The following is a 14,250-nucleotide window of genomic DNA, read 5'->3' as shown; positions in this document are numbered from 1 at the left end:
GATGACCGACCACAAGGCCGCCACCGCGGCGCCGAGCGACCCCGCCGCGCTGGAGAAGGCCGAGGCGATGAAGCCGCGCGCCAAGGCCTGGTTCGAAACGCTGCGGGACCGCATCTGCGCCGCCTTCGAGGCGATCGAGGCCGAGGCGACCGGCCCCTTCCCACCCGAGGCGAACGCGCCCGGCCGCTTCGTTCGCACGCCCTGGCAGCGCAACAACCATGACGGCGCGCCGGGAGGCGGCGGCGTCATGTCGATGATGAGCGGACGCGTCTTCGAGAAGGTCGGCGTCCATGTCTCGACCGTCTACGGCACCTTCCAGCCCGAATTCGCCGGGCAGATCCCGGGGGCGGCGGAGGACCCGCGCTTCCATGCCACCGGCATCTCGCTGATCGCCCATCCCTGGAACCCGCACGCGCCGACCGTGCACATGAACACGCGTTTCGTCGTCACCACCAAGCCCTGGTTCGGCGGCGGCGCAGACCTCACCCCGGTGCTGAATGCGCGTCGCAACCAGGACGATCCCGACGCCATCGCCTTCCATGCCGCGATGCGCGGGCCCTGCGAGCGCCATGCGCCGATCGCCGACTACCCGCGCTTCAAGGCCTGGTGCGACGAGTACTTCCACCTGAAGCATCGTAACGAGCCGCGCGGCATCGGCGGCATCTTCTACGATTATCTCTGGTCGGGCGATCCCGACGGCGACCTCTCCTTCACGCAGGCCGTGGGCGAGGCTTTCCTCGCCGCCTATCCGCCGATCCTGCGCGCCAACATCGGCAAGTCCTGGAGCGCGGCCGAGCGCGAGGAGCAGCAGATCCGCCGCGGCCGCTATGTCGAGTTCAACCTGCTCTACGACCGCGGCACGATCTTCGGCCTGCGCACCGGAGGCAATGTCGACTCGATCCTGTCCTCGATGCCGCCGACGGTGCGCTGGCCCTGAGCGAGGGCTGCTTCAATCCGCCCCTCGTCCGGAGGCTGAGGATCGGAGGGCCTCTTCCAGAAACCGCGATTGCGCGGCTTCGTCGGACGGGGCCCCGCCATCGATCCAGGTGGATCGCGCCGCCGCCAGCACCTGCCCGATCCGAGGCCCGGCCGGGACGCCGAGCGCGATCACGTCCCGCCCCGTCGGCAGAAAGGGTGGCGTGCGGGCCAGGTCGGCGATCATCGCTTGAGCCCGCCCGGCAGCCTCCGCGCCCCGCCCCGCCAGCAGCACGAGCCCGGCAGCAACCGCGTCCTGGCCGATCCGGTGGGCGAGATGGCGCAGCTGCGCCAGTGTCCCGGCCGTAGCCCGGCCCGACAGCCCCTCCAGCGCCAGCGCGATCCGCTCGATCCGGTCGAACTCCTCGTTCGACAGACGCAACGCCTCGCGCAGATGCAGCGCATCCTCCCGCACGCCGACGGCGAGCGCCGCCAGCCGGAAGGCGGCGAAAACGCCTTCGCCCCCGCCCTCGGCCACGGCCTCGAACCGCGTCAGATGCGGCACGCGGCCGATCATCGGCATCAGGAGCCCGGCCTCGGCCATGGCCCGCAGGGCTGGAGCCGCGCCCGGCGCCACCAGAAGCTTCATCAGCTCGGCGCGCACACGCTCGCGCGACAGCCCCGCCAGCCCATCCCGCCCCGCGATGCAGGCCCGGACGCCTTCGGCATCGGGCGCACCCCTCCCGTAGCGGGCGTGAAAGCGAAAGAACCGCAGGATACGAAGATAGTCCTCGCGAATGCGCGTCGCCGCGTCTCCGATGAAGCGGATGCGCCGCGCGGCGAGATCGGCGAGCCCACCGCAGGGATCGTGGACGACCCCGGCCCGGTCGAGCGAGAGCGCATTGACCGTGAAGTCGCGCCGCCGCGCATCCGCCTCGAAATCGCGCCCGAAGCGGACCGTCGCGTGCCGGCCGTCGGTCTCGACATCCTCGCGCAGCGTCGTGACCTCGAAGGGTGCCCCTTCGACGATCAGCGTGATCGTGCCGTGCTCGAGCCCCGTCGGCACGACCTTGAAGCCGGCCTCGCGGCCGCGCCGCATCGTCTCCTCCGGCAGGGCCGTCGTGGCCAGATCGACATCGCCGACGGCCTCGCCCAGCAGCAGGTCACGCACGGCGCCGCCGATGATGCGCGCCTCTTCCCCATTCCGGTCGAGAACGGCCAACAGCCGGGAGAGCGCGGGCCGTGCCAGGAAAGCGGCGATCCGCGCCTCCGGCAGGGTCATTTGAAGCGGCCCGGCACCAATTGCCCGTTCTCCATATGCGGCGGCTCATAAGCGCCGGTCGCGCGCGGCGCCGTCCAGCCGCCATAGGCGACGAGCGCGATCGCCAGCGCGAGCCCGACGATCGACAGCCAGAAGAGATGTCGGCTCCAATGCTCGACATCGAACGGGTTTCGCCGCTTGACGATGAGGTAGCCGGCGAAGACGCAGAAGGGCAGGACGAAGAGAAGCACCTCTTCGATGATCGAGCGCAGCATGGCCTTGATCGTCCAGTCCTGTTCAGCCCGAAAGCCGCTCGTAGAGATTGCGGATCATTCCGGCGGTGGCGCCCCAGATATAGCGATCCCCGAACGGCATCGCATAGTAGGTGCGGTAGAGCCCCTGCCACTCGCGGCCCTCGCGCCGGTGATTGGCCGGGTCGAGCAGGAAGGACAAGGGCGTCTCGAAGGCCTCGTCCACCTCATGGGCGTTCAGCGTGAGCGAGAAGGGCGGCTCGACCAGCGCGACCACCGGCACGATCCGGTAGCCGGTCCCGGTCAGATAGGCATCGAGGAAGCCCAGCGTCCGCACCCGCTCGCGCGGCAGGCCGATCTCCTCCTCCGCCTCGCGCAGCGCCGTCACCACCGGCGAACCGTCCACGGCATCCACCCGCCCACCTGGAAAGGCGACCTGCGCCGAATGGCTGCGCAGGGTCGCCGCGCGCTGCGTCAAAAGCACGGTCGGCCCCTCCGGCCGGGGCACGACGCCGATCAGCACGGCGGCCGGAATGGCGACCTTTTCATCCGGCGGCCGGATCGGGTGCGGCTGGTCGTCGTGATCGCCGCGCGGCCGCGCGATCAGATCGCCCAGTTGCGGCGGCTCGGGCCGCAGCCGGCGCTGCGCCAGCTCGGCGAACTGATCGGCCGTCAGATCCAGAGCCTGCATCACAAACCGTCGATCTCGCTCGCCGGACAAGCCGGATGGAACAGCCCGCCCGCTGCCACGCCGAACTGGGCCAGGCCGTCGATCTCGTGCACTTCGCCCAGCGCCAGCAGATCATAGGTCAGCGCCCGCGTCAGCCGCGCCCAGAGCCCGCGCCGGACATGGACATAGGGTTTGAGCCCGTCGCCCTTCGCCTCGCGCTCGAAGCGAATCGGATGCTCCGGCCCGACCTGCACGAGATCGTCGACCTGGGTGCGGAAACCGATGCTGCGACTGTCTCCCTCCCCCTCGACCGCCATCTCGACCGCCTGGAAGGGCGCATCCTCGACCGTGATCCCGAGCTTTTCGACCGGAGTCACGAGAACGTAATCGTCGCCGTCCTTCCGCAGAACCGAGGAAAACAGCTTGACGAGCGCCGGCCGGCCGATCGGCGTGCCGCGATAGAACCAGGTCCCGTCCGCAGCGATCTTCATGTCGATATGGCCGCAGAAATCGGGATTCCACCGCTCCACGGGCGGAATTCCGCGCGTGTTTCCGGCCTGGAGCGCGGCCATCAACCGCTCCATCGCGCCGCCCGTGTCGCTCATCGGGCGCTCTTGCCGTGCCGCCTGCGGCATAGTGGTTGCATCGTCATCCCTGCCTTGAACTCCACATAATCGTGAAGCCGAGTTCTGTGCACCGCGTCATTCCGCCCTTGAGCCGGCATGACGCCCCGTCCACACTCAACGGCTCCGGCCGTTGCAAGGTTGCGGGACAGCGGATGGTGCGGAGCCGAGGGTGAAGGAGATCGACATGGTGGCGCAAGCCCAGGCCCTGGAAGCCAATCCCCCCATCAGCCTGGATACCGGCATTGTCGAGGCGGCGGAAGCCGCGCTGGGCGCCATCGGGGCCGCCCGCACCGAGATCGGCCGGGTCATCTTCGGCCAGCAGAAGGTCGTCGATCTTTCGCTGATCACGCTTCTGGCCGGTGGCCACGGCCTGCTGGTCGGCGTGCCTGGCCTCGCCAAGACCAAGCTCGTCGAGGCGATGGGCAACGTGCTCGGCATGAGCGCACGCCGCGTCCAGTTCACGCCCGACCTGATGCCATCCGACATCCTCGGCTCCGAGGTTCTCGACGAGAGCGCCGACGGCAAGCGCCACTTCCGCTTCATCAAGGGCCCGGTCTTCGCCCAGCTCCTGATGGCCGACGAGATCAACCGCGCCTCGCCCCGCACCCAGTCGGCGCTGCTGCAGGCGATGCAGGAGCATCACGTCACCGTCGGCGGCGAGCGCTACGATCTCCCCGCCCCCTTCCATGTGCTGGCGACGCAGAACCCGATCGAGCAGGAGGGCACCTATCCCCTGCCCGAGGCGCAGCTCGACCGTTTCCTGCTCGAGATCGACGTCGCCTATCCCGATCGCGAGGCCGAGCGCCGCATCCTGCTCGAGACCACCGGCGCCTCCGAGCATAAGCCGGCGCAGGCGATGACGGCGGAGACGCTGATGTCGACGCAGCGGCTGGTGCGCCGGCTGCCCGTCGGCGACGCGGTCGTCGATGCGATTCTCGATCTCGTCCGCTCCGCCCGCCCCGGTGAGGGCAGCGACAATGCGATCACCGAGAAGCTCGCCTGGGGTCCCGGGCCCCGCGCCAGCCAATCGCTGACGCTGGCCTGCCGTGCCCGCGCGCTCGTCGAAGGCCGGCTCGCGCCCTCCGTCGACGACGTCGCCGCCCTGGCCATCCCCGTGCTCAAGCACCGCGTCGCGCTGACCTTCGCCGCCCGCGCCGATGGCGAGACGGTCGAGGGCATCATCGGCAAGCTCGTCGAGCGATTGGGATAAGGGCGGAGAGGGATGCTGCGCACGCGCGTTCTCGGATCGGCCGAACGACAGCCTGCGAGGCCGGTCGTCACCGCCTCGCTCGATCTGGCGGCGCGCCTGCCCCGGCTGATCCTCGAGGCGCGGCGCGTCTCCGCCAGCCTGCACGGCATCCATGGACGCCGCCGGGCGGGTCCAGGCGAGACCTTCTGGCAGTACCGCCCGCTCGTCACCGGCGAATCCTCCTCGCGCATCGACTGGCGCCGCTCGGCCCGTGATGGCCACCTCTTCGTCCGCGAACGCGAATGGGAGGCTTCGCACGCGATCTGGCTCTGGATCGATCGTTCCGCCTCGATGGGTTTCGCCTCCTCTCTGGCGCTGGCTTCGAAGGTCGATCGCGCGCTGATCGCGGGATTTGCGCTGGCCGAGACGCTGGTCGATGGCGGCGAGCGCGTCGGCCATCTCGGGCTAACCCGGGCGCTGGCCTCGCGCCGCATCGTCGAGACGCTGGCCCAAGCAATCCTGGCCGACGCGAAGGGCGCCGATCTCGATCTGCCCCCGGACGCGCCGCTGCCGCGTCTGGCCGATGCGATCATCATCACGGACGGGCTCTCGCCCGCCGATTCGCTCGCCCGCCGCATCGCCACCCTCGCCTCTTCCGGCGCCCGCGGCCATGTCCTGCTGATCGCCGACCCGATCGAGGAAACCTTCCCCTTCACCGGGCAGGCCGAACTCTTCGATCTCGAGGACGGGCTCTCGCTGCGCGTCGGCGATGCCGGCTCCTGGGGCGCCGAGTACCGCCAGCGGCTGGAGGCCCATCGCGATGCGATCCGCGAGGCCTGCCGCAAGGCGGGCTGGACGCTGACGCTCCACCGCACCGACCGGCCGGCGAGCGAGGGCGTGCTGCGGGTCGCGAGCCTCGTCGCGGCCTCACGCGGAAGCGGGAGATAGCCGGTGCTGAGCTCGCTCCCCCTCGCCTTCTCCGCCCCGCTCGCGCTGGCCGCGCTCGCGCTGCTGCCCGCGCTCTGGCTGATCCTGCGGGTCACGCCGCCGCGGCCGCGCCGGATCGACTTTCCGCCGCTCAAGATCATGGCCGACCTGGTCGCCAAGCGCGAAATGCCGGCACATACGCCATGGTGGCTGCTCGCTTTGCGCATGCTGGTCGCGGCACTCGCGATCCTCGCCGTGGCCGGCCCCGTCTGGAACCCGCCGCGCGATTCGGCCCCCCTGCGCGGCCCGATGCTGCTCATGATCGACAACGGCTTCGGTGCCGCCGTCGACTGGCCTGAACGCCTGCTCGTGGCGGAGTCCCGCGTCGCTGCCGCAGCCCGCGAGGGCCGACCGGTCGCCCTGCTCGGCCTCGCCGAAAACCCCGCCGAGATCACGCTGTCCGAGCCGCGCGCGGCGCTGGACCGGCTGCGCGCCTTTGCTTTGCAGCCGCATGCTCCGGACCGTGGCGCGCATCTGCCACGGATCGAGGCCTTCCTGCGCACCGCCCCGGAGGCCGAGATCGTCTGGGTGGCGGATGGCCTCTCCATCACCGATGACGGCGCCTTCCTGGCCCGGCTGAGGCAGGAGGCCGGCAATGGCCGGCTCTCGATCCATGCCGGACCCATCGACCAGCTCGCCCTGACTGCGCCCGAGAATCTCGCCGGGGCGCTGGCCGTGAAGGTGCTGCGGCCGACCACCGGCGCCGCCGCCAGCGGCCTCGTCCGTGCGCTCGATCTCAAGGGCCTGCCGCTCGGCGATGCGCCTTTCGTCTTCGAGGGGTCCGCACTGCAGACCACGGCCCGCCTGACCTTGCCGATCGAGGTCCGCAACGCGGTCTCCCGGCTCGAGATCGTCGGCGAGCGCAGCGCCGGCGCGGTCGCGCTGCTCGACGACCGCTCCAAGCGCCGCCGCGTCGGCATCGTCTCGGGCGCGACCACCGATACGGCGCAGCCGCTGCTCTCGCCGACCTACTATGTCTCGCGTGCGCTCCAGCCCTTCGCCGAGATCCGCGAGCCGCGGCCGGGCTCGACCGACCCCGTCGGCGAATTGCTGGCGCAGAACCTCTCGGTGCTGGTGCTGGCCGATATCGGCGCGCTCGATCCCGATACGGCCGGCAAGATCAACGCCTTCATCCAGCGCGGCGGCGTGCTGCTGCGCTTCGCCGGCGCGCGCCTCGCCGCGGCCTCGGACGAGCTGACGCCCGTGCGCCTGCGGCGGGGCGGCCGCACGCTCGGCGGCGGCCTCTCCTGGGAAACGCCGCGCAAGCTCGCCGCCTTCACCCGCGAGAGCCCCTTCTTCGGCGTGCCGATCAGCGACGATGTCCGGGTCACCCGCCAGATCCTGGCCGAGCCCGAGGCCGATCTCTCGCGCAAGACCTGGGCGGCGCTGGAGGACGGTACGCCCGTCGTCACCGGCGAGCGCCGCGGCGACGGCATGATCGCGATGATGCACGTCACGGCGGACACGACCTGGTCGAACCTGCCGCTGTCGGGGCTCTTCGTCGAGATGCTCCGGAAGATCGTCGGCCTGTCTGGCACCGGCCCGGCTGAGCCCCAGGGAGAGGATGCCCGCGTGGAGACGCTGTCACCGACCCGCGTGCTCGACGGCACCGGCGGCTTCCGCAGCCCGCCCGCCACGGCGCAGCCGGTGGCGCGCAGCTTCACCGGCCGCGCCACCCTCGCCCATCCGCCCGGCATCTACGGCCCCGCCGACGGCTCGCTCGCAGTCAACACGCTGAACCCGACGGATACGCTGCGCGCGATCGACCTCGCCGCGCTCGGTGCGCCGATCCTGCCGGTCGACAAGCCGGTCGCGCTCGACATCCGCCCGCAGCTGCTCGTGCTGGCACTGCTGCTGCTGATCGCCGACACGCTGGCGACGCTCTGGCTCGGCGGCCGCCTGAACTTCGCCCGCAAGGCCCGCCGCGCCGCCCCCGCCGCCATCCTCCTGGCCCTGGCGCTGAGCGCCGGCATGCTCCTCCCGGGAGTGGCGCAGGCCCAGGCGCCTGCGGCGACGCCTGCGCCGGACCAGCGCCCGCCGATCCCGCGCGAGCTCTTCGCGGCCGGGGCGGTGACCCGCCTGGCCTATGTCGTCACCGGCGACCGCGCGGTCGACGAGATGTCGAAAGCCGGGCTCGCCGGACTCAATGTCGTGCTGGGTGCGCGGACCGCGCTCGAGCCGGGCGAGGCCGTCGGCGTCAATGCCGACCGCGACGAACTCGCCTTCTTCCCCGTCCTGTACTGGCCGATCGTCGCTGGGCGGCCGATCCCGTCCTCGGAGACGCTGCGCAAGCTCGAAGCCTACATGAAGGGCGGCGGTCTGGTGATCTTCGACACCCGCGACGCCATGAGCGCGCGGCCGGGCGGCGGCACGACGCCCGAGGGCGACCAGCTCCGGCGCATGCTGCAGACGCTCGACATTCCCGAGCTCGAGCCGATCCCGCGTGACCACGTCCTGACCAAGACCTTCTACATCCTCGACGGCTTTGTCGGGCGCTATGACAGCGGCACGACCTGGGTCGAGATCCTGCCGCCCGCTGGCGCGGACGGCCGCCGCCCGGCGCGGGCCGGCGACAACGTCTCGCCCATCGTCATCACCTCCAACGACCTCGCCTCGGCCTGGGCCGTTAACCGCCGCGGCGAACCGCTGGTGCCGCTCTCGGGCTCGGATCCGCGCCAGCGCGAAATGGCGCTGCGGGCCGGCGTCAACCTCGTGATGTACGCCCTCACCGGCAACTACAAGGCCGACCAGGTCCATGTCCCGGCCCTGCTCGAAAGGTTGGGCCAGTGAGGGGTGCGCCAACCGTTCAACAGCTGCGGGGGCGTAGCGACAGGACCTTGATCTGATGTGGAGCCTCTCCTTCGCGCCGCTCATCCCGCTGCCGCTGCTGATCGGCCTCAGCATGCTGGCCGCGCTGGCGGCGGGCGCGGCGATCGTGCTCGCCGGCAGAAGCGCGATCCTGCGCGCGCTCGCGCTCGTCGTGCTGACGGTGACACTGGCCGACCCGTCGCTCGTCTTCGAGGACCGCGAGCCGGTGAAGGACGTCGTCTCCGTCGTCGTGGACCGCTCCGCCTCGAATCGCCTGAGCGACCGCTCGGCCCAGTCCCAGGCCGCCCAGGCCGAGATCGAGCGCCAGTTGCGCGGCATCGGCAATGTCGAGTCCCGCATCGTCGAGGTCCGCGACGCCCAGGGCTCGGGCGACGGCACGCGGCTGTTCGAGGCGCTGGCGGCGAGCCTCGCCGACGTGCCCTCCGAGCGTGTGGCCGGCGCCATCGTCGTCACCGACGGCCTCGCCCATGACACGCCGCCGACGGCGGAAGCGCTGGGCCTGCGCGCGCCGCTCCATGTCCTGACCACGGGCCGCGAGCGCGAGATCGATCGCCGCATCGTGCTGGTGGATTCGCCGCGCTTCGGCATCGTCGGCAAGGATCAGACGGTAAGGCTGCGCGTGCTCGAGAAGGGGGGGCCCGGCCGCGCCGCCCTCACCGTTCGGCGCGACGGCGAGATCATCGCCCGCCGTGAGGTCTCGGTCGGCCAGACGGTCTCGCTGCCGGTCCGCATCGACCGCGGCGGCCCCAATGTCATCGAAATCGAGGCGGCCCCGCTCGACAACGAGCTGACGCTCGCCAACAACCGCGCCGTCATCACCATCGAGGGCGTGCGCGACAAGCTGCGCGTGCTGCTGGTCTCGGGCGAGCCGCATCCGGGCGAGCGCACCTGGCGCAACCTGCTCAAGGCCGACGCCAATATCGACCTCGTCCATTTCACCATCCTGCGCCCGCCGGAGAAGCAGGACGGCACACCGATCAACGAGCTGTCGCTGATCGCCTTCCCGACGCGCGAGCTGTTTCAGGTCAAGATCAAGGAATTCGACCTGATCATTTTCGACCGCTACGCCAACCAGTCCATCCTGCCGCTGGTCTATTTCGACAACATCGTCCGCTATGTCCGCGAGGGCGGCGCGCTGCTGATCGCGGCCGGTCCGGAATATGCCGGCGCCCAGTCGCTGGCGCGCACGCCACTCGGCCAGATCCTGCCCGCGATCCCGGACGGCTCGGTGATCGACGAGGCCTATCGGGCCCGCGTCAGCGAGCCCGGCAAGCGCCATCCCGTGACGCGCGACCTTCCGGGCTCGGAGGTCGAGCCGCCGCAATGGGGCGAGTGGCTGCGCATGGTCGGCGCCCGGGCCCGCACCGGCTCTCCGGTGATGACCGGCCCTGGCGAACGCCCGCTGCTGATGCTGGCGCGCGAGCAGAAGGGCCGCGTCGCGCTCTTCCTGTCGGATCATGCCTGGCTCTGGGCCCGCGGCTTCCGCGATGGCGGCCCGCATCTCGACCTGCTGCGCCGGCTCGGCCATTGGCTGATGAAGGAACCCGATCTCGAGGAGGAGGCGCTGCGCGCCGTCTCGCGCAACGGCTATATCGAGGTCGAGCGTCAGACGCTGGGCGACAACCCGGCCCCCGTCGTCGTTACCGGCCCGGATGGACAGTCCCGCTCCGTCCCGCTCGAACCGGGCCGCCCCGGCCTGTTCACGGCCCGGATCCCGACCGGCGAGTTCGGCCTTCACAGGATCGCCGGCGACAACCTCACCGCCTTCGCCAGCGTCGGCCCCGAGAATCCGCGCGAGCTGATGGAGGTCGTCAGCGACCCGGGCCAGCTGCGCCCCCTCGCCGAAGCGACCGGCGGCTCGTCGCGCCGGATCGGCCAGGAGACCAGTTCGGACGTCACGGTGCCGCGCATCGTGCCCGTGCGCTCGGGCAGCCAGTTCGCGGGATCGGACTGGATCGGCCTGCGCATCAGCGATTCCGGCATCGTGCGCGGCGTGCAGATCTCGCCGCTGTTCGTCGGTCTGATCGGGCTGGCGCTTCTGTTCGGGGCCCTCGTCGCGGGCTGGCTCGGCGAGAGCGGCCGGCGCTTCAATCGCAAGCCCGACGCGGCGGCCTGAAAATCTGGCGCGTCATGGTCGGGCTTGACCCGACCATCTCGGAAACCTGAGTTTCCGTGTCGTGAGATTCTCGGGTCAAGCCCGAGAATGACGATGTGGCAAGCCTCAAGCGCCTGACTTGATCGCCGTCACCGCGCCGCGCCGCTGCGCCAGCACGCCCTCGACCAGTTCGAGTGCCAGGAACCGCGCCGGATCGGCCGGGCCGGGCAGCACGAGCTGGCCCGGCGGAATGACCCTGAAGCCGAAGCGGGCGTAATAGGGCGCGTCTCCCACCAGCAGGATCAGGTCGTGCCCCTCGGTGCGCGCGGCCTCGATCGAGCGGTTCATCAGCGCCGCCCCGATGCCTCGCCCCTCGAAGGCCGGATCGACGGTGAGAGGCCCCAGCATCAGCGCGCCATGGCCGCCGGCCATCACCGGCGTCACACGGATGGAGCCGACCAGGAAGGTGCCGACATGGGCGGCGAAGGTCAGCGCCGGATCGGGCGGCACGCCCTCGCGCAGGCGGAAGGCGGTGCGGGCGAAACGGCCCGGCCCGAAGGCGCGTTCATGCAGCCGCTCGATCGCGGCGGCATCGACGGGCAGTTCATGGCGGAGGGTCAGCGGAAGCGAAGTCATGACGGCGGCGAACCTGCGGACGGCAGAGGCTGAGCTGGTGAGGGCGGGGTCCGCGCATGGCACGGCCCTGCCGGAAGCGCGTTCAGCGCGCCGGTCGTCGCAGGAGGGAGGTCGCAAGCCCGATCGTCATGGTGCGGCGCTGTAGCAGAGCGGAGGGTGGGCGTCTATCGGCACCTCTGTTCTTCCGGGCGGCGCCCGTGACGTTGCGACCGGGTCTAACCGCCCAGCCCGATCAGAAGCCGCCCCAGAAGCCAGCCGGCCAGCCCAGGCAAGCAGTAGAACGATAGGCCCATGACGAGCCAGGCGGGCTCAGACGCGCGTGAATGGAGCGTTTGGTCGAAACTCCCCACGAGGATCGCCAAACCGACTGCAAGGCCGACCGACCACCAAGGCTTGTTGAATAGCCCCAGGAGCAAGCCCAACCGGAGAATGACGAGAAAAATCCCTTCTCCCATCGGTATGCTCTTACCACTCTGCTGTGGGAGCGATGCCGCCCGCGATCTCCGCCAGCCTCCGCCGCGTCGCGGGGGTCACCCCCTGCGGCAGCCCATCGAGCGGAAACCAGCCGGCCTCTGCAATCTCCATGTCCGGCAGCTTCATGCCGTCGACGGCGAACTCCCGTACGACATAGAGCGCGACATGATCCCGAGGCGACGTCTTGCGATTGAGATAGACTCCAAACAGCGGCGCCGGCCCGGTCAGGCTGATGCAGGCCTCCTCGCGCAGTTCCTTCACCAGCGCGTCCACCATCGTCTCGCCGACCTCGACGCCACCGCCGGGCAGGTGCCAGCCGGGCGTATAGGTGTGCCGGATCAGGAACACCTCGCCCCGGTCGTTCAGCACCGCCGCCCTGACGCCGAGCGTCATGCCGCGTTTGAGGCGGAAGTAGAGATGCAGCAGGCGGATCCGCAGGCGCTGCAGCCGCGTCAGGCGACCATCGCCGGGCCGCTCGTCACGCTCCTGCGATGCTCCGCTCACGCATGGCCTCCAATCGTTACCGAATTGTATATGCAAATGTCGCATGGCGGACCCCCGCCCTTCGTTCCCCAACGTCACAAACGCGCCGCAAACCGGGCCGATATCGCAGCCTCATGGCTGGGGAATACCGACATGCTGCTCTCATTCATCATCGCCCGCTTCCGCGCCAAGCCCGCCTTCGTCTGGCAGCCCGCCCTGACGCTGACCGATTCGCGCATCGTCTCCGAACTGACCGGCGCCGCCAACTGATTCATCCGCGCCACTCCCGCACGCGAAAGCGTGCGGCACGGGTGGCTTGACGATGGCTCGACCGCAAGGCTAGCGCAGAGCGTGTTCAAGCTCGCGCACCTGTCCGATCCGCATCTCGGCCCGCTCGCGGGCTTTTCGCTGCATCAGCTCTTCGGCAAGCGCGCGACCGGTTACGTCAACTGGCGCCGCAAGCGCCGGCACGCCCATGACATGGACATCCTGGCGCTGATCGTTGCGGACATCCGCGCGCAGCAGCCGGACCATGTCGCCTGCACCGGCGACGTCTCCCATATCGGCCTGCCCAACGAGTTCAAGACGGCCGTCGCCTTCCTCGATGAACTCGGGCCGCGCGACACCGTCAGCTTCGTGCCCGGCAACCACGATGCCTATGCCCGCTCCTCGCTCAAGGCCCTGGCCTACCATCTCGGCGAGTGGGTCACGGGCGACGACGGCCACACCGGCTATCCCTGGTATCGCCGCCGCGGCCCCGTCGCGCTGATCGGGCTCAACACCGGCGTGCCCACCCTGCCCCTGATGGCGACCGGCAAGGTCGGCCGCGACCAGATCGCGAAGACCGAGGCCCTGCTCGATCGCGCCCGCGACGAGGGCGCGATCCGCGTCGTGCTGATTCACCACCCGCCCTATGTCGGCGGGGCGCGGCGCTCCCGCGAACTGGTCGATGCCGCAGCGGTCGAGGCGATGCTGGCGCGCAAGGGCGCCGACCTCGTCATCCACGGTCACAACCATCGCTTCTCGCTGGCCTGGCGCCCGGGCGTGGGCCGCGACGTGCCGATCGTCGGCGTGCCTTCCGCCTCGATCGGCCCGCGCGGCCATGGCGAGATGGCGAGCTGGCATCTGTTCCGCATCGAAGGCGATGGCCGCGCCCCGCACATCGCCTTCGAGCAGCGCGGCTTCGAGCTCGACGGCACGGTCATGCGCCGCCAGGAGATCGCGCTTCACACCAAGCCGGTTTAGGCGCCGTCATGCTCGGCCTCGTGCCGAGCATCCACGTCTTGAACACAGGTCCCGACAACCAGAGACGTGGATGGTCGGGACAGGCCCGACCATGACGGGAATGCGCGAACACCACGCCAGACGGCCGCGATGGCGGATGGGCAGCGCTCTCAGATGCAGCGCCCGCCGTCGACGGCGAGCACGGTCCCCGTCACCATCTCGGCATCGTCCGAGCAGAGATAGAGCGCGGCATTGGCCATGTCCTGCGGTGTCGAGAGCCGGCCCCAAGGGATCGAGGCGCGGAACTGCGCGCGCTTCTCCGGCGTATCCTCGCCCATGAAGGTCGCCAGCAGCGGCGTCTCGCCCGCGACGGGCGCGATCGCGTTGACGCGGATCCGGTCCGGCGCCAGTTCCACCGCCATCGACTTGGACAGAAGGTTCACCGCGCCCTTGGAGCCATTGTACCAGGTCAGGCCGGGCCGCGGCCGGACGCCGGCGGTCGAGCCGATGTTGAGGATCACGCCGCCGCCATGCTCGCGGAAATGCGGCACGGTCGCCTTCGCCATCAGGTAGATCGACTTGACGTTGACGTCGAAGACGCGGTCGAACT

General features: G+C 70.3%; 13 protein-coding genes. 6 read left to right on the top strand and 7 right to left on the bottom strand.

Annotated features, from left to right (window positions below; all coding sequences use genetic code 11):
- The first annotated feature begins 1 nt into the window (after position 1).
- On the top strand, positions 2-937 hold the full coding sequence (hemF, locus tag AX750_RS16540; protein ID WP_066724582.1) for an oxygen-dependent coproporphyrinogen oxidase: 936 nt from the start codon (positions 2-4) through the stop codon (positions 935-937).
- A gap of 12 nt (positions 938-949) precedes the next feature.
- Here hemF and AX750_RS16535 read toward each other — a convergent pair whose 3' ends face one another.
- The 4 genes from AX750_RS16535 to AX750_RS16520 are packed head-to-tail and all read right to left on the bottom strand — an operon-like array spanning position 950 to position 3,702.
- The gene (locus AX750_RS16535; RefSeq protein ID WP_066724580.1) at positions 950-2,197 is read right to left on the bottom strand and encodes a CCA tRNA nucleotidyltransferase; all 1,248 of its coding nucleotides are present in this window, start codon (positions 2,195-2,197) and stop codon (positions 950-952) included.
- Positions 2,194-2,451, bottom strand: a complete 258-nt coding sequence (locus AX750_RS16530) for a DUF6111 family protein (RefSeq protein WP_066724578.1) — start codon at positions 2,449-2,451, stop codon at positions 2,194-2,196. Before AX750_RS16530 ends, AX750_RS16535 begins: the two co-directional genes overlap by 4 nt.
- Before the next feature lie 22 nt (positions 2,452-2,473).
- Complete coding sequence (locus AX750_RS16525) at positions 2,474-3,118, bottom strand: CoA pyrophosphatase (protein ID WP_066724575.1); 645 nt, start codon at positions 3,116-3,118, stop codon at positions 2,474-2,476.
- Positions 3,118-3,702, bottom strand: a complete 585-nt coding sequence (locus AX750_RS16520) for a DUF1285 domain-containing protein (RefSeq protein WP_245282417.1) — start codon at positions 3,700-3,702, stop codon at positions 3,118-3,120. Before AX750_RS16520 ends, AX750_RS16525 begins: the two co-directional genes overlap by 1 nt.
- A 205-nt stretch (positions 3,703-3,907) precedes the next feature.
- On the opposite strand from AX750_RS16520, the gene AX750_RS16515 reads away from it, so the two are divergent.
- Genes AX750_RS16515 through AX750_RS16500 form a run of 4 tightly spaced genes read left to right on the top strand, consistent with a single transcriptional unit; the run spans position 3,908 to position 10,844 of the window.
- Entirely contained in the window at positions 3,908-4,933 is a 1,026-nt protein-coding gene (locus AX750_RS16515) for a MoxR family ATPase (protein ID WP_066724833.1), read from the top strand.
- 12 nt (positions 4,934-4,945) lie between these two features.
- A complete protein-coding gene (locus tag AX750_RS16510) occupies positions 4,946-5,860 on the top strand; it encodes a DUF58 domain-containing protein (RefSeq protein ID WP_066724569.1) in 915 nt (304 codons plus the stop codon).
- 6 nt (positions 5,861-5,866) lie between these two features.
- Positions 5,867-8,689 (top strand): DUF4159 domain-containing protein, encoded by a 2,823-nt coding sequence (locus AX750_RS16505; protein ID WP_066724830.1) that lies wholly within the window; start codon positions 5,867-5,869, stop codon positions 8,687-8,689.
- A 55-nt stretch (positions 8,690-8,744) separates the two neighbouring features.
- Complete coding sequence (locus tag AX750_RS16500) at positions 8,745-10,844, top strand: hypothetical protein (RefSeq protein WP_066724567.1); 2,100 nt, start codon at positions 8,745-8,747, stop codon at positions 10,842-10,844.
- Positions 10,845-10,949: 105 nt separating this feature from the next.
- Here AX750_RS16500 and AX750_RS16495 read toward each other — a convergent pair whose 3' ends face one another.
- Both AX750_RS16495 and AX750_RS16485 read right to left on the bottom strand, forming a co-directional pair.
- Positions 10,950-11,459, bottom strand: a complete 510-nt coding sequence (locus tag AX750_RS16495) for an N-acetyltransferase (protein WP_066724563.1) — start codon at positions 11,457-11,459, stop codon at positions 10,950-10,952.
- A gap of 465 nt (positions 11,460-11,924) precedes the next feature.
- Complete coding sequence (locus tag AX750_RS16485; protein WP_245282420.1) at positions 11,925-12,326, bottom strand: NUDIX domain-containing protein; 402 nt, start codon at positions 12,324-12,326, stop codon at positions 11,925-11,927.
- 441 nt (positions 12,327-12,767) lie between these two features.
- Here AX750_RS16485 and AX750_RS16480 point away from each other — a divergent pair, with 441 nt between their 5' ends.
- Positions 12,768-13,661 (top strand): metallophosphoesterase, encoded by an 894-nt coding sequence (locus AX750_RS16480; protein ID WP_066724557.1) that lies wholly within the window; start codon positions 12,768-12,770, stop codon positions 13,659-13,661.
- A 149-nt stretch (positions 13,662-13,810) separates the two neighbouring features.
- Here the strand turns inward: AX750_RS16480 and AX750_RS16475 are convergent.
- Positions 13,811-14,250, bottom strand: a 440-nt coding sequence (locus AX750_RS16475) for a glucose 1-dehydrogenase (RefSeq protein ID WP_156451319.1), incomplete at its 5' end; no start/stop codon positions are given.

The sequence above is a fragment of the Methylobacterium sp. CCH7-A2 genome, from assembly GCF_001557075.1.
Classification (GTDB): Bacteria; Pseudomonadota; Alphaproteobacteria; order Rhizobiales; family Beijerinckiaceae; genus Allobosea; species Allobosea massiliensis.
Note: the sequence above shows the minus strand (reverse complement) of the source record. Positions and strands in the feature narration are given on the sequence as shown.